This is a genomic window from Rhodosalinus sp. (assembly GCF_046542825.1).
In the GTDB taxonomy this organism is placed as follows: Bacteria; Pseudomonadota; Alphaproteobacteria; order Rhodobacterales; family Rhodobacteraceae; genus Rhodosalinus.
The window spans coordinates 36998-56198 of the sequence record NZ_JBKHAQ010000003.1 but is presented as its reverse complement, the minus strand read 5'-3'; the positions used below and the strand labels follow the sequence as shown (position 1 = coordinate 56198).

Genomic DNA, 19201 nt, shown 5'->3' with positions numbered 1-19201 from the left:
TCTCCAGCCGGATACTGCGCAGCTTCATGTCCGGCCCTCCCTGACGATGGCGTAGAGACGCGCCAGCGCCTGCGCGGCGATCTCGCGCTGCTCCGGTGCGAGCGCCTCGTCCAGCGCCTCGTCGCGCAGGCGGTCGGCGGCGAGGCGCAGGGCGCCCGCGCGGTCGATCTCGTCGAGGTCCGCAGCCTCGTAGTGGCTGGCGAGCGCGTCGGTCACGAGGCGGAAGAGCGCGAACTCGGGCGCCGCCCGGCGCGCCGTGGCCCGAAGCGCGGCCTGTTCTGCAAGGCTGGCGCGCCCGCCCGCCTCGACCGTCAGCAGGATCCCGCGCCGGCCCGTGGCGGGCAGCAGCGCCCCGAGCGCCGCCGCCGCGTCCTCTCCGGGTGTCAGGCGCAGCGACTTGCGCGCCCAGAGAAAGCTTCCGGTCTCGACCTCCGTGACCTCGGGGGGCGCACCGGGGCCGGCCAGCGTCACGGCAAGGCAGACACCGCGCCTGTCGTGGCGGAAGCGGTCCTGTTCGGGGCTGCCGGGGTAATGCACGCGCGGGCCCACCTCGAGCCGCCCGTGCCAGTCACCGAGCGCCAGGTAGTCGAGCCGTGCGCTGCGGTCGCGGTCGGGCGGCACGCTGGCGCCGCTGTCGGTGAAATCCGTCACGCCGCCATGCGCCAGTGCCAGCCGCAGCGCCCCCGGCGCGCTGGGCATCCCGGCCAGCGGTTCCGTCGGATCGCGCCCGGCCGAGCGCCATTCGACGGGGCAGGGCAGCAGCGTGGCCTCCGGCGCGCACTCGACCGGCGCGGCCTCTGTCAGCGCCTGCACGTTCGCGGGCGCGTCCCGGCGGATCGCGTCCCAGAGCGGCTCCGCCTCGCGCAGGTTGTCGTGGTTGCCCGGCAGCAGCCACCAGTGGATCCCTTCGGCCTCGCCCATCGCCGCGAGCGCCTGCCGCACGACGGCGGCCGAGGGTGTCGCGCTGTCAAAGGTGTCGCCCGCCAGCAGGACATGGGCCGCGCCATGGTCGCGCGCGGCAGCGGCCAGCCGCCCGATGGCGGCGTGCCGCGCCTCCATCAGCCTGCCGCGCAGGTTGCCGTCGGGCGTGTCCGGCAGGCTGGCGAAGCGTCGGCCCAGGTGCAGGTCGGAACTGTGGATGAAGCGAAAGGCGGTCATGCGGTCCTCCCGGCGGGCAGTGTCAGGGCGCCGATCGGCGGCGCGAGTCCGGTCTTACCCTCGTCGGGGCGTCAAAACCTGTCACCCCTGCATCCTGAGGTGGAACGCCCCGCTCAACCCCTGGAACGTATTGCGAACGTCGGCGCAGCGGTCAAGCCTTGCGCGCGTAGGGGCGTCCGCGCACCCTGTGGTCGCCCAGGGTCACGTCCTGTCCGGTGACCACCCGGGTGAAAAGCGCCATGTCGAGGTTGCGGCCGGTGACGACCGTGGCGATTGGGCCCCGGGCCTGCGGCAGCTTGCCCGCCAACGTGGCCGCAAGGCCCACGACGCAGGCGCCCTCCGCCACGATCCGGTCCTCCCAGTAGAGCACCTGCATGGCGTGATAGATCTCTTCCTCGGTCACCAGCAGCGTGTCGTCCAGCAGGTCGCGGCAGAGCGGGAAGGACAGGCGGTTCTCCATCCCGATCCCGCCGCCCAGCGAATCGGCCAGGCTTTCGACCTCCTGCACCTCGACCGGGCGGCCCGCGCGTATCGAGCGATGCATCGCGGCGCCGCGGTCCATCGAGATGCCGATGACCTCGATGGACGGATCGATCGCCTTCGCCGCGACGGCGATGCCGGCGGCGAGGCCGCCGCCCGAGAGCGGCACCAGCACTCTCCGGATGTCGGGCCGCGCCTCGAGCATTTCCAGCCCGATGGTGCCCTGTCCCGCGATCACCGCCGGATCGTCGAAGGGAGAGATTTCTGCCAGCCCCTGTTCCGCGGCCAGCCGCCGGCTTTCTGCCAGCGCCTCGTCCTGGCTGCGGCCGACGATCCGCACCTCTGCGCCCAGCGCGCGGATGCCGTCGACCTTGGCCTGCGGCACCAGGCCGGACATGCAGACCACCGCGCGCAGGCCCCGCTCGCGCGCGCCATAGGCCACGCCGCGGCCGTGGTTGCCGGTCGAACAGCAGGTGACGCCGGCCGTGCCCTCCGGCAACTGCGCGATGGCATTCAGCGCGCCGCGCAGCTTGAAGGCGCCGATGGGCTGCATGTTCTCCAGCTTGAGCAGGACGTCGTGGCCGACATGCGCGGACATGAAGGGCGATGGGACGAGCGGCGTGGCATCCGCCACGCCCCGGATCGACCGGCGGGCCGCAAGGATGTCGGCAAGCGTGACCGTCAAGGTGCGGCCCGGGTCATGCGGCGCGCGTCTTGCCGGCGCGACGAGCGATTCGGCGGGACGCGATGCGGCTGCTGCAAGACCTCAGTCTCCTGTCCGGGCGTTTCGGTGCGAGGCGTTCCGTTGCCACCATCCTTTGCGCGGCCGCCAGCCAAAGTCCACCGTGGCCCGATCGCATCGGAAAAGCCGCAACCGGCCTTTCCGCCCTACCAGTGTTCGGTGCCCGGTGCGCCCTTGGCCACCCCCTGCAGATTCGCCGTGACCCAGCCGCCGTAAAAGGATCCGGGCTGCGGCAGCACGCGCTCCGCGCCGACGAAACAGGCCTCCATCGCGCCCGCGTAGAAGGCGAGGTATCCGGCAATGGGGCGAAAGCGCGGCGTGGGGTCGGGATAGCACCAGGCCGCGCGCGAAGCGGTCACACCGCTGCAGATGACGTCGAAGTATCGCGCCTGCCCTTTCCATTCGCAGAGGCTGCGTCCGGACGCCGGGCGCAGCTCCGCGGCAACGTCGCGCGGAGGAAAATAGTAGGTGGGCGCATGATGCGTCTCGAGCACGCGGAAGCCTTGCGTGGTGTCCGCGGCAACGCGGCCGCCCAGCCGCACCAGCAGGCGCTGCGGCACGGCTTCGAGCACCGGCGGCCGCGGATAGTCATGCACGTTCTCTGAGGGGAGGTCAGGTGTCTCCGCCATGCTGCCGGAGATAGGACGGGTCGCTGGCACGTCGATGCCCGGGACGGAGGCCCTTGCGCACGCTTGCCGCCGGGCCGCCGATCTTCTTCCCCCGCAGCGCCGGCTCGGCCCTGCACGCCGCGCTGCGCGGCGCCTGTCACGCGCAGGGCCTCGACCCGCGGATCGAGCAGGAGGCGCGCGCGACGCCGACCATGCTGCTGCCGGTCGTGGCCGGCCCCGGCCATGCGCTGGTGGCCGAGAACGCCCGCTCGTTGCCGTTTTCAAACGTCGCCTTCGTTCCGGTCCCGGATCTGCCCGAGGACCCTGCACCGGGGGCTCGCGCTGGCCTGGCGGCCCGATGCGGCGAAGCCGGCCGCGAGCGACCTTGCGCAGATGCTGCTCGGCTGTGCGCCGGGTCTTGGCGCGCCGGGCCGTCTCTGACATGCAGGCGTCGATGCAAGTGGATGGGCACGCGGCACGGATGGTCAGGATGCGACGCACCCCGGCGCCGGGACAGGGTCGCCGGTGACGCCGGCGGCGCGGATTCAGGCCGCGATCGAGGCGCTCGACGCCGTGCTGGCCGGCGCGCGGGCCGAGCCGGTGCTGACCGCCTGGGGGCGTCGGGCGCGCTATGCGGGCTCGGGCGACCGCGCCGCGGTGCGCGACCTGGTCTTCGACGCGTTGCGCCGGCGGCGCAGCTACGCCGCGCTGGGCGGGGCCGAGAGCGGCCGCGGCCTGATGCTGGGCCGGTTGCGCGCGCGAAACGAGGACCCCGAGGACTGTTTCACCGGCGACCGCCATGCGCCCGCCCCGCTTTCGGCGGCCGAGCGTACGGCGGGCCGGCCGCCTGCGGGCACCGAGGCGCTGGACCTGCCCGACTGGCTCTGGCCGGCTTTCCGCGAAAGCCTGGGCGCCGAGGCGGAGGCGGCGGCCCTCGCCTTGCGCCACCGGGCCCCGGTGCATCTGCGCGCCAATCTTCTCAAGGGCGACCGCGAGGCTGCGGCCAGCGCGCTTGCGGCAGAGGGAATCGAGACCGTTCCCGTGCCGGTCGGAACGACGGCGCTCGAGGTGACGGCGGGGGCGCGCCGCGTGGCACGCAGCCGCGCGTTCGCCGACGGGCTGGTCGAGTTGCAGGACGCCGCAAGCCAGGCTGTCGTCGACGCGCTGCCGCTGCAAGACGGCGCGCGAGTGCTCGACCTCTGCGCCGGGGGCGGTGGCAAGACCCTGGCGCTGGCGGCGCGGCTCCGCGCGCCTGTCGATGCGCATGATGCCGCCCAGCGGCGCCTCGCGGAGCTGCCGTCCCGCGCCCTGCGCGCCGGTGCCGCGGTCCGGCTGGTGGCGAAGCCGGAGGCGGAAGCGCCCTACGATCTTGTGCTTTGCGACGTGCCCTGTTCGGGCAGCGGGGCGTGGCGGCGCGACCCGGACGCGAAATGGCGCCTCACGCCCGACATGCTGGCCGAGCTGTCACGGGTGCAGGATGCGATCCTCGATCGCGCCGCGATGCTCCTGCGGCCGGGCGGCACGCTGGCCTATGCCACCTGTTCGCTGCTGCGGGCCGAGGACGAGGCGCGCATCGGCGCCTTTCTCTCCCGCGCGTCGGGCTGGCGCAAGACCTCCGAAAGGCGCTGGCGTCCCGGCTCCGATGGCGACGGCTTCTATCTTGCATTATTGACGCGCGAATTTTGAATCGTATTCTCAACCGTGGGGTGTGGGTCCATTAAGCGCGGCTTAAGGGCTATCACGCCCTACTGCCGCTCATACGAATCGATGGAAGGGCGGCACGGTGTCCTATTTGGCCCTCAACCCCGGTACGGTCTCTCGGACGGCCTGGTCGATGGCGCAGCGGCTGTGGGTGCTGCCGGTGCTCGGTGTGCTCCTCCTGGCGCTCGGGGTCATCGCGCCCTCGGACGTGATCTCTGCGGGCGCATATGCCGCCGGCGCCACGCTGATCGCCGTCGCCGTCCTGCTGCGCGGCGGCGACACGCTGGCCAGATGGCGCCGCAACCGCGCGCTGGGCGCGATTTCGGAGTTCGTGGCCAACGACGCGGTGCCCTGCCTGATCACCGACGAGGCCGGCGCCCTGCGGCTGCACAACGACGCGGCCGAGCGGCTGTTCGGCGCCGGGGGTCACGAGACGCTTGGCGCGGCGCTGCGCAGCACGCTCGCCAATCCCGCCGCCGTGATCGGCCGCCTGCAGGATCGCGCGATCGCCTCCGGCACCGCGCGCGAGGACGTGGTGACGCGCAAGGGGCACCTGCGGGTGACCGCGCAGCAGATCGGACGCCGCGCATTGCTCTGGCGGATCGAGCCTTTCGCAGACCGCGCCGCCGCGATCGGCGGGGCCGAGGCACATGGCGTGCCGCGCCTGACCGTCGGACGCGGCGGCACGATTCTGTTCATGAACGACCCGGCACGGCGGTTGATGGGCGGACGCGTCAAGACCCTCGATGCCGTCTTCGACGCCCCGCCCGTCTCGGGCGCCGTCGCACGCGTGCACGGTGCAAACGGTCCGGTGGGCTGCCTCGTGGCGCGCGTCAAGGCGGGCGGCGGGCGTGACGAGATCTATCTCTTCCCGGCGCCCGATGACGCCGCGCCCGCGCCGGCGGAGGGTGACATCGAGCGGCTGCCGGTGGCGCTGATGCGGCTCGCGCCGGACGGCAGCGTGCTGATGGCCAACGGCTGCGCGCGACGGCTGTTGCGGCTGGAGCGCAGCGAACGGACCAGCCTTGCGGAGCTGACCGAAGGCCTTGGCCGACCACTCTCGGTCTGGCTGGACGAGGCGCTGCGCGGACAGGGCGCGAACCGCTCGGAGTTCCTGCGCCTGCGCCGGCGCGAGGAAGAGGTCTTCGTCCAGGTCACGCTGTCGCGGCTCGAGGAGGACGGCGCGCCCGTCCTGTTGGCGGTGCTCAACGACGCCACGGAACTCAAGTCCCTGGAAAGCCAGTTCGTGCAGAGCCAGAAGATGCAGGCCATCGGCCAGCTCGCCGGCGGCATCGCGCATGACTTCAACAATCTGCTGACGGCAATCTCGGGGCATTGCGACCTGCTGTTGCGGCGCCGCGACGAAGGCGATCCGGACTATGCCGACCTGATCCAGATCAGCCAGAACGCCAACCGTGCAGCGGCGCTGGTCACGCAATTGCTGGCCTTCTCCCGCAAGCAGACGCTGAGCCTCGAACTGCTGGACCTGCGCGAAACGCTGGCCGACATAACCCACCTGCTGAACCGGCTGGTGGGCGAGCGGGTGACGCTCGGCTTTTCCCACGACGCGCAGCTTCCGCGGCTGCGGCTCGACAAGCGTCAGCTCGAGCAGGTGATGATGAACCTCGTCGTCAATGCGCGCGATGCGATGCCCGAGGGCGGCGAGATCCGGATCAGGACGGAGCGCCTTGCGCTGACCGAGCCGCTGAAGCGCGGGCGTGCCGAGGTGCCCGCAGGCGACTACGCGCTGGTACAGGTGTCCGATACCGGAGAGGGCATCCCGCCCGACCGGCTCGACAAGGTGTTCGAACCCTTCTTCACCACCAAGCGCGTCGGCGAAGGCACGGGGCTTGGCCTGTCGACCGTCTACGGGATCGTCAAGCAGTCGGGTGGCTTCATCTTCGTCGACAGTGTGCCCGGCGCCGGCAGCAGCTTCTCGATCTATCTTCCGTTGCCGGGCGAGGCGGCGGTTCCCGAACCGCCCGCGCCCCCGCCCGCGCCCGAGCCGGACGCGGCGGAGACCTCGCGCGATGGCGTCATCCTGCTGGTCGAGGACGAGACGCCGGTGCGGGCCTTCGCGTCTCGCGCGCTGCGCCTGTCGGGGCACACGGTCCTCGAAGCGCGCACGGCGGAAGAGGCGCTCGAGATGCTGCGCGACAGCGAAGTGCCGGTGGACATCTTCGTGACGGATGTTGTGATGCCCGGGATGGATGGCCCGACATGGGTGCGCGAGGCGCTCAAGGCATATCCCACGGCGCGGGTCGTCTTCGTCTCGGGCTATGCGCAGGACAGTTTCGAGCCGGACCGGATCCGGATCCCGCAGGCCGTGTTCCTGCCCAAGCCATTCTCGCTCGAAGAGTTGACTCAAACGGTTCAGCGCCAGCTGCTGCACTGATCGCCCGGCCCCCGCGACCGCAAAACCGCGCGCCGGACGGACGCTGCGGCTTCGCGTCAGCCTTCGGCCGCCTCCCAGAGGGTGAAATCCGCAGCGTGCGCCGCGCGCAGCGTCCGCTCCGTCTCGGGCGAGAGGTCGAGCGGCGCGGCCGGCGACACGTTCTCCTGCGCGGGCGTGACGCGGCGTCCCAGGCGCGCCTCGAGAAAGTCTGCAAGCGCGGTCGGCGACTCGTAACGAAACACCCGGTGCACCCGCGCGCCGTTCGGCCGCGGGGCCAGAAAGGCGGCCTGGCTGCCGACGTCCGCGAAGGCGGGCTGCGGCTGCGCGAGATAGCCGCGCACGAAGGCGTCGAAGTCGATTCCCTCGGTCGAGGTCGGCCGGCCCTGCAGGAAGGGCCGGCTGCGGAAGCGGTACCAGCTTCCCAGCCAACTCACCGGCTCGCGCACCACCGCCACCACCTCGACCGGGCCATCGCAGAATTTCTCGAACATCGGCCGGAAGAAGCGATTGTAGCGATAGACGGGCGCGTGCTTGAGTTCGGGCGGGTCGCGCACGACCATGCTGGCATGAGGTCCCAGCGCGCTCTGCCAGGCGGTCGTGCCGGTCTTGGGCACCGAAAGCAGCACGAGCCTTTCCCTGGCGAAGAACAGCATGGCCTCTCCCTGACGTCGACAGTTGCAAACTAACCGTTAACCTTGTTGCGCGAAAGTCGGGCGCATCGACACCACACTTGAAATGTTCGCGTTTTGCCCTCAATGTGCTACGAGAACATACAAGGAACGAAAAGGCAGCGTTGCCGCGCCCCGCGCGGTGTGCAAGAAAGGGCCGGAACCTCATGGCATCAGCAGATCTCCTCTCCATGGACAGCAAGAAGAGCGCAGACAAGCAGAAGGCGCTGGACAGCGCATTGGCGCAGATCGAGCGGCAGTTCGGCAAGGGCTCGATCATGAAACTGGGCGGCGAGAACCCGGTCAAGGATATCGAGGCCACCTCGACCGGCTCGCTGGGCCTCGACATCGCGCTGGGCATCGGCGGGCTGCCGAAGGGGCGGATCATCGAGATCTACGGCCCCGAAAGCTCGGGCAAGACCACGCTCACGCTGCACTGCATCGCGGAGGAGCAGAAGAAGGGCGGCGTCTGTGCCTTCGTGGACGCCGAGCATGCGCTCGACCCCCTTTACGCCAGGAAGCTGGGCGTCGATCTGGACGAACTGCTGATCAGCCAGCCAGACGCCGGCGAACAGGCGCTCGAGATTACCGACACTCTGGTGCGCTCGGGCGCGGTCAGCATGGTCGTCGTCGATTCGGTCGCCGCTCTGACACCGAAGAGCGAACTCGAAGGCGACATGGGCGATTCCAGCGTCGGCGTTCAGGCCCGCCTGATGAGCCAGGCGATGCGGAAGCTGACCGGCTCGATCTCGCGGTCGAACTGCATGGTGATCTTCATCAACCAGATCCGGATGAAGATCGGCGTGATGTTCGGCAGCCCCGAAACGACGACCGGAGGCAACGCACTGAAGTTCTATTCCTCCGTGCGCCTCGACATCCGCAGGATCGGTGCGGTCAAGGACCGCGACGAGGTGGTGGGCAACCTGACCCGCGTGAAGGTGGTCAAGAACAAGGTCGCGCCGCCGTTCAAGGAAGTCGAGTTCGACATCATGTACGGCGAGGGCATCTCGAAGACCGGCGAACTCATCGACCTCGGCGTGAAGGCGGGCGTCGTCGCGAAATCCGGCAGCTGGTACAGCTACGGCGACGAGCGCATCGGCCAGGGCCGGGAGAACGCCAAGACGTTCCTGAAGGAGAACCCGGCGATCGCGCGCGAGATCGAGGACAAGATCCGCGCGGCGCACGGGCTGGACTTCGACGTGTCAGGCGACGACGCGGACGTCATGGAGGGCTGAACGCCCCGGGGCGAGCCGGCGGAGCGCCGGGGCATGGACAGCCCCGGCGCGCCCGGCTACATGTGCAAGGCGCGCGCCGCATGCAGGGGTGCGGCGCACCCTTGCCTGCCCATCCCGCCGCGAGAGAAGCACCGCCCGATGACGAGCCTGAGCGATATCCGAAAGACGTTTCTCGACTTCTTCGCCCGCAACGGGCACGAGGTCGTGCCTTCGAGCCCGCTGGTGCCGCGCAACGACCCGACGCTGATGTTCACCAACTCGGGCATGGTGCAGTTCAAGAACCTCTTCACCGGGGTCGAGCATCGCGACTACACCCGCGCGGCGACGTCGCAGAAATGCGTGCGCGCCGGTGGCAAGCACAACGATCTCGACAACGTCGGCTATACGGCGCGGCATCACACCTTCTTCGAGATGCTGGGCAATTTCAGCTTCGGCGACTACTTCAAGGAGACGGCGATCCCGCTTGCGTGGGAGCTGATCACAAGGGAACTGGACATCCCGAAGGACCGGCTGCTGGTCACCGTCTTTCACACCGACGACGCGGCGGCAGACCTCTGGAAGAAGGTGGCCGGCCTGCCGGACGAGCGCATCCTGCGCATCGCGACCGACGACAACTTCTGGATGATGGGGCCGACGGGTCCCTGCGGCCCCTGCTCCGAGATCTTCTTCGACCACGGCGAGCGGTACTGGGGCGGACCGCCGGGCACGCCCGAGGAAGACGGCGACCGCTTCGTCGAGATCTGGAACCTGGTCTTCATGCAGTACGAGCAGTTCGAGGACGGCAGCCGCCGCGAACTCTCGGCTCAGTCGATCGACACCGGCATGGGAATCGAGCGGGTCGCGGCACTCCTGCAGGGGACGAACGACAACTACGCCACGGACCTGATGCGCCGGCTGATCGAAGCGAGCGCCGAAGCCTCGAACACCGAACCCGACGGGCCGGGCCGGACCCATCACCGCGTGATCGCGGACCATCTGCGCTCCACCTCCTTCCTGATCGCCGACGGGGTGATGCCGTCGAACGACGGGCGCGGCTATGTTCTGCGCCGGATCATGCGACGTGCCATGCGCCATGCCCACCAGCTGGGCATCGACGCGCCCCTGATGCACCGGCTGGTCCCGGCCCTCGTGGCCGAGATGGGCGCGGCCTATCCCGAACTCCCGCGCGCGCAGCCGCTGATCGAGGAGACGCTGAAGCTGGAGGAGACGCGCTTCCGCCAGACGCTCGACCGCGGGCTGCGGCTGCTCGACGAGGAGCTCGAATCGCTGCCGGAGGACGCGCCGCTGCCCGGCCGCGCGGCCTTCAGGCTCTACGACACCTACGGCTTTCCGCTGGACCTGACACAGGATGCCTTGCGCGAACGCGGCCGCAGCGTCGAGACCGAGGGCTTCGACGCCGCGATGGCCGAGCAGAAGGCCAAGGCGCGCGCCGCCTGGGCCGGGTCGGGCGAGGCCGCGGATGCCGCCATCTGGTTCGACCTCGCCGACCGGCACGGGGCGACCGACTTTCTCGGGTACGACACCGAGACCGCGGAGGGCCAGATCCTGGCGCTCGTGCAGGACGGCCGCGAGGTGGCACAGTTGCATCCGGGCCAGACGGGCCAGATCGTCCTGAACCAGTCGCCCTTCTACGCCGAAGCAGGCGGCCAGGTGGGCGATACCGGCACGATCCGCACCGAGGGCGCGCTCGCGCGCGTCACGGACACGAAGAAGGTGGCGGGCGTCCACATCCATTTCGCCGAGGTCGAGGAGGGCGTGCTGGAGCCCGCCCAACCCGCCAAGCTCGCGGTGGACCACGCCCGCCGCAGCGCGATTCGCGCCAACCACTCGGCCACGCACCTGCTGCACGAGGCGCTGCGCGAGGCGCTCGGGCCGCATGTCGCCCAGCGCGGCAGCCTCAACGCGCCCGACAGGCTGCGCTTCGACTTCAGCCATGCCAAGGCACTGACGGCGGACGAGATCGAGCGCGTCGAGGGAGAGGTCAATGCCTTCATCCGCGCCAACGCGCCGGTCGAGACCCGCATCATGACGCCCGACGAGGCCCGCGCGATGGGGGCGCAGGCGCTCTTCGGCGAGAAATACGGCGACGAGGTGCGCGTGGTCTCGATGGGGCGTCAGCCCGGATCGGGCCGCGGCCCGCAGGGCGATACCTATTCGATCGAGTTGTGCGGCGGCACCCATGTCGCGCGCACCGGCGAGATCGGGGAGTTCGTGCTGCTTGGCGACAGCGCCAGTGCCGCAGGCGTCCGCCGGGTCGAGGCGCTGACCGGCGAGGCGGCGCGCGCCCATGTGGCCCGTCTGCGCAAGCTGGTGGCCGAGGCGGCCACCGAACTGCGCACCCAGCCAGAGGAACTTCCCGCGCGCATCCGGGCCGATCAGGCGCGGCTCCGGGAACTGACGAACGAGGTGGCGCGGCTGCGTCGGGAACTCGCCATGGCGGGCGGCGGGCAAAGCACCGAGCCTCAGGCGCGCGAGGTGGGCGGCGTGCGCTTCCTTGCACAGGTGGTCGGCGGCGTGACCGGCAAGGACCTGCCGCCGCTGATCGACGAGATGAAGACGCGGCTGGGCTCGGGGGCGGTGCTGCTCATCGCCGATTCCGACGGCAAGGCAGCCGTGGCGGCGGGCGTGACCGACGATCTGACCGCGCGCCTCTCGGCGGTCGAGATCGTGCGCGCCGCGGTGCACGAGCTGGGCGGCAAGGGCGGCGGCGGCCGCGCGGACATGGCGCAGGGCGGCGGCAAGGCCCCCGAGAACGCCGAGGCCGCGATCCGCGCCGCGGAGGCGGTCATCGCGCAGGCAGACGCGGAAGTCAGTTGAGGGAGGAGGGGATGCCGGCACTCTGGATCGCCCATGTCAAGGTGACCGACGAAGAGACCTATGGTAAATACGCCGCGCTCGCGACCGAGGCGCTCAAGGCGCACGGCGGCGAGGTGCTGGCGCGCGGCGGGCGCTACGTGCAACTCGAAGGGCCGGACCGGCCGCGCAACGTGGTGGTCCGCTTCCCGTCGGTCGCGGCGGCAGAGGCCTGCTACCGCTCCGACTCCTACCAGGCGGCGCTGGCCCACGCGAAGGGTGCGGCCGAACGCGAACTGGTGATCGTCGAGACCGCGGAATAGGCCGCGCCCTGGCGGGCGCGTCTCTGCAGCGGATCACGCTCTCGACCGGCCGCGCGCCCCCAGCGACGAGGCCCGTCAGGGCGGAGGAGCGCTGCCTAGACTGCCGCCTTCGCCGCCCGCTTGCGCTCGTGCGGGTCGAGGTGGCGCTTGCGCAGCCGGATCGCGTTCGGCGTCACCTCCACCAGTTCGTCGTCGTCGATATAGGCGATCGCTTCCTCCAGCGTCAGCCGCGTGGCGGGCGTGAGGCGCACCGCGTCGTCCGACCCGCTGGCGCGGACGTTGGTCAGCTTCTTGCCCTTCAGCGGGTTCACTTCCAGGTCGTTCTCGCGGGAATGCTCGCCGATGATCATCCCCTGGTAGATCTTCTCCTGCGGGCCGATGAAGAGCCGCCCGCGCTCTTCCAGGTTCCACAGCGCATAGGCCACCGCCTCGCCGTCCTCCATCGAGATCAGCACGCCCGCGCGTCGCCCCGGGATCGGCCCCTTGTGCGGCGCCCAGCCGTGAAAGACGCGGTTGAGCACGCCGGTGCCGCGCGTGTCGGTCAGGAATTCGCCGTGGTATCCGATCAGGCCCCGCGACGGCACATGCGCCACGATCCGTGTCTTGCCAGCGCCGGCGGGCCGCATCTCTGCCAGGTCGCCCTTGCGCGGGCCGGTCAGCTTCTCGATCACCGCGCCGGCGTGGTCGTCGTCCACGTCGATGGTGACCTCCTCGACGGGCTCCAGCGTCTGGCCATCTTCCTCGCGCAAGAGCACGCGGGGGCGCGAGATCGACAGCTCGAAGCCCTCGCGGCGCATGTTCTCGATCAGCACGCCCATCTGCAGTTCGCCGCGGCCTGCCACCTCGAAGGCCTCGCCGCCCGGCGCGTCCGTCACCCGGATCGCCACGTTCGATTCCGCCTCCTTCATCAGGCGGTCGCGGATCACCCGGCTCTGCACCTTCTTGCCGTCGCGGCCCGCCAGCGGGCTGTCGTTGATCCCGAAGGTGACCGAGATCGTGGGCGGATCGATCGGCTGCGCGGGCAGGGGCTCGTCCACCGCCAGCGCGCAGATCGTGTCCGACACCGTGGCCTTCGCCATGCCGGCAAGCGTCACGATGTCGCCGGCCACGGCCTCGTCGATCTCGGTCTGGGCAAGGCCCCGGAAAGCCATGATCTTGCTCACGCGGAACTGCTCGATCTTCTGGCCCAGGCGGCTGATCGCCTGCACCGTGGCGCCGGCCTTCAGCCGCCCGGACTCGACCCGCCCCGTCAGGATACGGCCAAGGTAGGGATCGGCCGAAAGCGTCGTGGCCAGCATGCGGAAATCCTCGTCCGCACGCGCCTGCTGGCGGGGCTTCGGCACATGGTTGACGATCAGCCGGAAGAGCGCGGCAAGGTCCGCGCGCGGCCCGTCAGGCTCCGCATCGGCCCAGCCGGCGCGACCGGAGGCATAGAGATGCGGGAAATCGAGCTGGTCGTCGTCCGCCCCCAGCGCCGCGAAAAGGTCGAAGACCTCGTCCAGAGCACGGTCGGGCTCGGCATCGGGCTTGTCCACCTTGTTGAGCACCACGATGGGCCGCAGCCCCAGCGCCAGCGCCTTGGAGGTGACGAACTTGGTCTGCGGCATCGGCCCTTCCGCGGCATCCACAAGCAGCACGACGCCGTCGACCATGCTCAGGATGCGTTCCACCTCGCCGCCGAAATCGGCGTGGCCGGGGGTGTCGACGATGTTGATGCGCGTGCCGTGCCATTCCACGCTCGTGGCCTTGGCAAGGATCGTGATCCCGCGCTCGCGCTCGAGGTCGTTGGAGTCAAGCGCGCGCTCGGCCACGGCCTGATTCTCGCGAAACGCGCCGGACTGGCGCAGAAGCGCGTCGACCAGCGTGGTCTTGCCATGATCGACATGCGCGATGATCGCGATGTTGCGAATATCCATGCGGGGGGTCTTTCGTGTCGGTGTTGCCGTCCAGATAGGGGTCCGCGCGGGGAAAGGCCAGAGAGCATGTGATCGCCGCGCGCCCGCTTCCCGGCGAGCTGCTGTGCTGGCCTGAGCGCCACCGCGCGGAGACCACCTCCCAGAACGCCGCAGCGGCCCCCACGGAGAGGACCGCCCAGGCCCCGCACCAAAAACGCCGCTCCGCCCGCGGAAGCGCCCGCACACGCCCTGTTCGCCGAGACCTCCGCAGGATGTTGCGATCCGGGAAGCCGGTCCTTGTGTGCGCGTTGGCCAGAGGAGACGCGCGGCTTTTCCTTCGCCATGGGGTCGGGTAAGGGACGGGCCCATGCGGGGTGCGCGAATGCCCCGACCGAGACCACCGAGGGATTGCCGGGATGACGCTTCCGAAGAGTTTCGACGCCGCCGAGGCGGAACCGCGGATCTATGCCGAGTGGACGGGCGCGCGCGCCTTCGCCGCGGGCGCGGGCGCGCGGCCGGGCGCGGAGAGCTTTTCCATCGTGATCCCGCCGCCCAACGTGACCGGCAGCCTGCACATGGGCCATGCCTTCAACAACACGCTGCAGGACATCCTGATCCGCTGGCACCGGATGCGCGGCTTCGACACGCTGTGGCAGCCGGGCACCGACCACGCCGGGATCGCCACCCAGATGGTGGTCGAGCGCGAGCTGGCGCAATCGGGCCGCCGGCGCACGGACATGGACCGCGAGGACTTCCTGAAGCTCGTCTGGGAGCAGAAGCGCCGTTCGCGCGGGAACATCCGCAGCCAGCTGGAGCGGCTGGGCGCCTCCTGCGACTGGGAACGCGAGGCCTTCACCATGGCCGGCGCGCCGGGCGACCCCGAGGGCGCGCCGGGCGGGCAGAACTTTCACGACGCGGTGATCCGGGTGTTTCTCGACCTCTACGACAAGGGCGTGATCTACCGCGGCAAGCGGCTGGTGAACTGGGACCCGCATTTCGAGACCGCGATTTCCGACCTCGAGGTGGAGAACACCGAGGTCGAGGGGTTCATGTGGCACTTCAAGTATCCGCTCGCCAACGGCGAGACCTACACCTACATCGAGCGCGACGCGGACGGTAACGTCGTGCTGGAGGAAGAGCGCGACTACATCTCTATCGCCACGACGCGGCCCGAAACCATGCTGGGCGACGGCGCGGTGGCGGTGCACCCGTCGGACGCGCGCTATGCGCCCATCGTCGGCAAGCTCTGCGAGATCCCGGTGGGGCCGCGGGAGCATCGCCGCCTGATCCCGATCATCACGGACGACTACCCCGACCCGGACTTCGGCTCGGGCGCGGTGAAGATCACCGGCGCGCATGATTTCAACGACTATGGCGTGGCCAAGCGCAACGGCATCCCCTGCTACCGGCTGATGGACACCGCCGCGCGGATGCGCGACGACGGCGAGCCTTACGCCGAGGCGGCGATGCGCGCGCAGGAGATCGTCGCGGGGCTGGAGCTGTCGGAGGCGGAGATCGACGCGATCAACCTGGTGCCCGACGAGCTGCGCGGGCTCGACCGCTTCGAGGCGCGCGCCCGCGTGGTGGAGGCGATCACCGAGGAGGGCCTGGCGGTCATGACCACCGACGACGAGGGCAACGAGGTGCCTCTCGTCGAGAAGAAGACGATCATGGCGCCCTATGGCGACCGTTCGAAGGTGGTGATCGAGCCGATGCTGACGGACCAGTGGTTCGTGGATGCGGCACAGATCGTGGGGCCGGCCATCGAGGCGGTGCGGACGGGCGAGACCACCATCCTGCCCGAAGCCGACCGCAAGGTCTATTTCCACTGGCTGGAGAACATCGAGCCCTGGTGCGTCTCTCGCCAGCTGTGGTGGGGGCACCGCATCCCGGTCTGGTACGGCTTCGACCTGGCGCGCGAGGGCTTCGTGGACGACGAGGGCGACGGCGCGCTGGACCCGGTCGAGGTGGGGCGGCTGCTGTCGCACCAGCATCTCCTGAAGGGCGAGGAGCGCCACCATGCAGCGCACGACTTCGAAGCCGTGCGCGTAAAGTTCAACGATGTGCTGGCCGGGCTGCCCACGCCGCTCGACCATGCCCGCGTGGTCGAGGTGGCCGACCGCGAGGCGGCGCTGCATCTGATCGCCGAGAGCCTTGCCGAATATTCGGTCAGCCAGGACCCGACGCAGCTGGTCTATCCCGTGTGGCAGGACCCTGACGTGCTGGACACCTGGTTCTCGTCCGGCCTGTGGCCGATCGGGACGCTGGGCTGGCCGGAGGACACGCCCGAGTTGCGGCGCTACTTCCCGACCAGCGTGCTGATCACCGGCTTCGACATCATCTTCTTCTGGGTCGCGCGGATGATGATGATGCAATACGCCATCGTCGGCCAGCGGCCCTTCGACACCGTCTATGTCCACGCGCTTGTTCGCGATGCGCAGGGCAAGAAGATGTCGAAGTCGCTTGGCAACGTGCTCGATCCGCTTGACCTGATCGACGAGTATGGCGCGGACGCGGTGCGCTTCACGCTCGCGGTGCTCGCCGCGATGGGCCGCGACATCAAGCTCTCGAAGGATCGCATCGCGGGCTACCGCAACTTCGGCACCAAGCTGTGGAACGCCGCGCGCTTCGCCGAGATGAACGGCGCGGTCTGCGGGCAGGCCGGCGTGCCGGAGGCCACGGCGCCCGTCAATCGCTGGATCCTGGGCGAGACGGCTCGCGTGCGCGAGGAGGTGGACGCCGCACTCGGCGCCTTCCGCTTCAACGACGCGGCCGCCGCGCTCTATGCCTTCACCTGGCACCGGGTCTGCGACTGGTATGTCGAGTTCTCCAAGCCGCTCCTGCAGGGTGAGGACGCGGCGCTGCGCGCCGAGACGCAGCGCGTCATGGGATGGGTGATCGACCAGTGCCTGATCCTGCTGCACCCCTTCATGCCCTTCATCACCGAAGAGCTCTGGGACGTGCTGGCGGAGCGCTCGACCATGCTGATCCATGCCGACTGGCCGGGCTATCGCGCGGCGGATCTGGCCGATGAAGAGGCCGACGCCGAGATGCGCTGGGTCATCGCGGTGATCGAGGAGGTGCGCAGCGTGCGCGCGCAGATGCATGTGCCGGCGGGCGTCTATGTTCCGGTGCTGGTGACCGAGATGGACGCGCCGGGCCGCCGCGCCTGGGAGCGGAACGCGGCGCTGATCAGGCGGTTGGCGCGGATCGAGAGCCTGGAGGAGGTGACAGCCTTTCCCCGCGGGACAGCGACCGTGGCGCTGGAGGGCACGACGCTCGGCCTGCCGCTCGAGGGGCTGATCGACGTGGACGAGGAGAAGGCGCGCCTGGAAAAGACGCAGGCGAAGCTCGACAAGGAAATCGCCGGGCTTTCGGGTCGGCTGTCGAACCCGGACTTCGCCGCGAACGCCCCCGAAGAGGTGGTGGAGGAGGCGCGCGAGAACCTGGCCGCGCGCCGAGACGAGCGCGCGCGGATCGCCGCCGCGCTGGCGCGGCTGTCCGAGATCGGCTGAGGCGCGTGTCGCTTGCGTGGCGAAAGGGGCGCTGCTCTCTCCTGTCGGACCTCGCTCTGACAGGCCGCTCGGCCGCCGGGGGTGACAGCGCCTGACGACGCTGCGTGCGCTCAGAGGATGCGCACCGCGCGCTCCGCACCCAAGGCCGCGCAGAGCGCGTCGAATCGCGCCTCGGCCACCTCGCCGAAGAGGGGGGCTGCGGCGCGGCTCAGGCGCAGTTCCAGCAGCTTCTTCTTGGGGAACCAGCGCAGCTCGCCCGGGCGGCCATTGTCGGACATCCAGAGCATCGCGCCGAAGCGCATCGCCTTGCCCAGCACCTCGGCCTCGGCGCGGTCGGCCTCGGGCAGCAGCGAGAACAGCGGCTCGAAGGGGGTGCCTTCGCGCTTGTTGCGGTAGCGGTGCAGCAGCGCCAGGCCAAGGTAGATGCGTTCGGCGTGCTTGAGCCCGCCCAGGTTGGCGCGCGTGGCGTTGTCGAAGCAGATCTCGGCGCGGTAGTCGGGATGCGCGCGCCAGCTCACGTCGTGCAGCAGACAGGCGGCCTGGATGATCCTGAGCCGCGCCTCGGGGACGTTGCGGAAGAGCGGCAGCACGAAATCGTAGAGCTTGCGGCCGAAGCCCGGCAGGCGCGCGTCCTTGGCCTCGGAAAACAGGCAGGCCTCGATCAGCGGATCGCGGTCGCGCAGCTCCTGCGGCATCTGCTCGTAGAGCAGGCCCTCGCGGATGCCGTAGCTGGACAGGGCAATGTCCTTTGGCTGGAAGGTGCGCACCAGCCGGTAGAGCACCTCTGCCGCCAGCGGCACGAGGCCGATCCGCGAGGACGAGACCCCGCATGAGGCGCGCAGCGCGTCGAGGTCGGATTTCTCGATGTATTTCACCGTTTCCGAGACCGACTTCTTGCTCATCCGGTATTCGTGCAGCACATGCAGCGGATAGCCGCGGCGGTGCATGTCGATCCGAGCGATGGCCCGCCAGGAGCCGCCCACCAGGAACAGGCGGTTGTGCTGCGGCCCCATCTCGCGCGCCAGCCGGTCCATCACCTTCTGGATGTGTCCCCGCCGGCCCTTCCGCCCGCCCGGCAGATCGGCAAGCTTGAGCGGCCCCAGTTCCGACGACAGGCGCCTGCCCACGCGGCCCTCGGCGATCTCGGCCAGTTCCATCGAGGCGCCGCCGATATCGCAGACAAGCCCGTAGGAGCCCGGCCAGCCCAGCAGCACGCCCTGCGCCGACAGCCGCGCCTCCTCGCGGCCGTCCACGATCCACAGCTTCAGCCCGGTCTCTCGCTCGACCTCGTCGCAGAACTCCGGCCCGTCGGCCGCGTCGCGCACCGCCGCCGTGGCGACGACGGTGAGCGGCGATGCGCCCATTCCCCTGGCCAGCAGGGCGAAACGCGCGAGCGCGCGGAGTGCGCGGGCGCGCCCCTCGGGATTGAGGCGCCCGGTCTCGCCAAGGCCCGCGCCGAGGGCGCACATGACCTTTTCGTTGTAGAAATAGGCCGGGCTGCGCGCCGCGCCGTCGAAGACGACGAGCCGGACAGAGTTCGACCCCACGTCCACAACGCCCACGCGCGACAGGGCGCGCGCCTGCGCGTCCCGGAAGAGCGGCCGCCCGAAAGGCCCCCAGTCGCCCGGCTCGTAAGGCTCCAAGCCGTCCATCACGTCCCGCCAGTCTACGCCTCGGCGCAGACCATG

12 protein-coding genes are annotated in these 19201 nt (G+C 70.1%); 6 read left to right on the top strand and 6 right to left on the bottom strand.

Annotated features, from left to right (window positions below):
• Positions 1 to 24 precede the first annotated feature (24 nt).
• From ACLFOB_RS01110 to ACLFOB_RS01100, 3 genes are all read right to left on the bottom strand, one after another.
• Positions 25 to 1158 carry a metallophosphoesterase family protein gene (locus tag ACLFOB_RS01110; protein WP_410924415.1) on the bottom strand — a complete coding sequence of 378 codons (1134 nt, stop codon included), beginning with the start codon at positions 1156 to 1158 and terminating at the stop codon, positions 25 to 27.
• A 151-nt stretch (positions 1159 to 1309) separates the two neighbouring features.
• Complete coding sequence (gene eutB / locus ACLFOB_RS01105; protein WP_410924414.1) at positions 1310 to 2323, bottom strand: hydroxyectoine utilization dehydratase EutB; 1014 nt, start codon at positions 2321 to 2323, stop codon at positions 1310 to 1312.
• Positions 2324 to 2526: 203 nt separating this feature from the next.
• Positions 2527 to 2976, bottom strand: coding sequence for a DUF427 domain-containing protein (locus ACLFOB_RS01100; RefSeq protein ID WP_410916040.1), 450 nt, complete (start codon positions 2974 to 2976; stop codon positions 2527 to 2529).
• Positions 2977 to 3513: 537 nt separating this feature from the next.
• On the opposite strand from ACLFOB_RS01100, the gene ACLFOB_RS01095 reads away from it, so the two are divergent.
• Both ACLFOB_RS01095 and ACLFOB_RS01090 read left to right on the top strand, forming a co-directional pair.
• Positions 3514 to 4674: an RsmB/NOP family class I SAM-dependent RNA methyltransferase gene (locus ACLFOB_RS01095; RefSeq protein WP_410924412.1), complete on the top strand. Its 1161-nt coding sequence runs from the start codon at positions 3514 to 3516 to the stop codon at positions 4672 to 4674.
• Positions 4675 to 4822: 148 nt separating this feature from the next.
• Positions 4823 to 7084: an ATP-binding protein gene (locus tag ACLFOB_RS01090; protein ID WP_410924417.1), complete on the top strand. Its 2262-nt coding sequence runs from the start codon at positions 4823 to 4825 to the stop codon at positions 7082 to 7084.
• 56 nt (positions 7085 to 7140) lie between these two features.
• Here ACLFOB_RS01090 and ACLFOB_RS01085 read toward each other — a convergent pair whose 3' ends face one another.
• Positions 7141 to 7737: a gamma-glutamyl kinase gene (locus tag ACLFOB_RS01085; RefSeq protein ID WP_410924410.1), complete on the bottom strand. Its 597-nt coding sequence runs from the start codon at positions 7735 to 7737 to the stop codon at positions 7141 to 7143.
• A gap of 182 nt (positions 7738 to 7919) precedes the next feature.
• Between ACLFOB_RS01085 and recA the strand changes: the two genes are divergently transcribed.
• The 3 genes from recA to ACLFOB_RS01070 all read left to right on the top strand — a co-directional run bounded on the left by recA (position 7920) and on the right by ACLFOB_RS01070 (position 12103).
• Positions 7920 to 8987 (top strand): recombinase RecA, encoded by a 1068-nt coding sequence (gene recA / locus ACLFOB_RS01080; protein ID WP_410916043.1) that lies wholly within the window; start codon positions 7920 to 7922, stop codon positions 8985 to 8987.
• Positions 8988 to 9125: 138 nt separating this feature from the next.
• The gene (alaS, locus tag ACLFOB_RS01075) at positions 9126 to 11804 is read left to right on the top strand and encodes an alanine--tRNA ligase (RefSeq protein WP_410924408.1); all 2679 of its coding nucleotides are present in this window, start codon (positions 9126 to 9128) and stop codon (positions 11802 to 11804) included.
• Positions 11805 to 11815: 11 nt separating this feature from the next.
• A complete protein-coding gene (locus ACLFOB_RS01070; protein WP_410916045.1) occupies positions 11816 to 12103 on the top strand; it encodes a DUF1330 domain-containing protein in 288 nt (95 codons plus the stop codon).
• Positions 12104 to 12198: 95 nt separating this feature from the next.
• Here ACLFOB_RS01070 and typA read toward each other — a convergent pair whose 3' ends face one another.
• Entirely contained in the window at positions 12199 to 14019 is a 1821-nt protein-coding gene (gene typA, locus ACLFOB_RS01065; RefSeq protein WP_410924406.1) for a translational GTPase TypA, read from the bottom strand.
• Positions 14020 to 14414: 395 nt separating this feature from the next.
• Here typA and ACLFOB_RS01060 point away from each other — a divergent pair, with 395 nt between their 5' ends.
• Positions 14415 to 17513 (top strand): valine--tRNA ligase, encoded by a 3099-nt coding sequence (locus ACLFOB_RS01060; protein ID WP_410924404.1) that lies wholly within the window; start codon positions 14415 to 14417, stop codon positions 17511 to 17513.
• A gap of 110 nt (positions 17514 to 17623) precedes the next feature.
• Here ACLFOB_RS01060 and ACLFOB_RS01055 read toward each other — a convergent pair whose 3' ends face one another.
• Positions 17624 to 19165 carry a Ppx/GppA family phosphatase gene (locus ACLFOB_RS01055; protein ID WP_410924402.1) on the bottom strand — a complete coding sequence of 514 codons (1542 nt, stop codon included), beginning with the start codon at positions 19163 to 19165 and terminating at the stop codon, positions 17624 to 17626.
• Positions 19166 to 19201 lie beyond the last annotated feature (36 nt).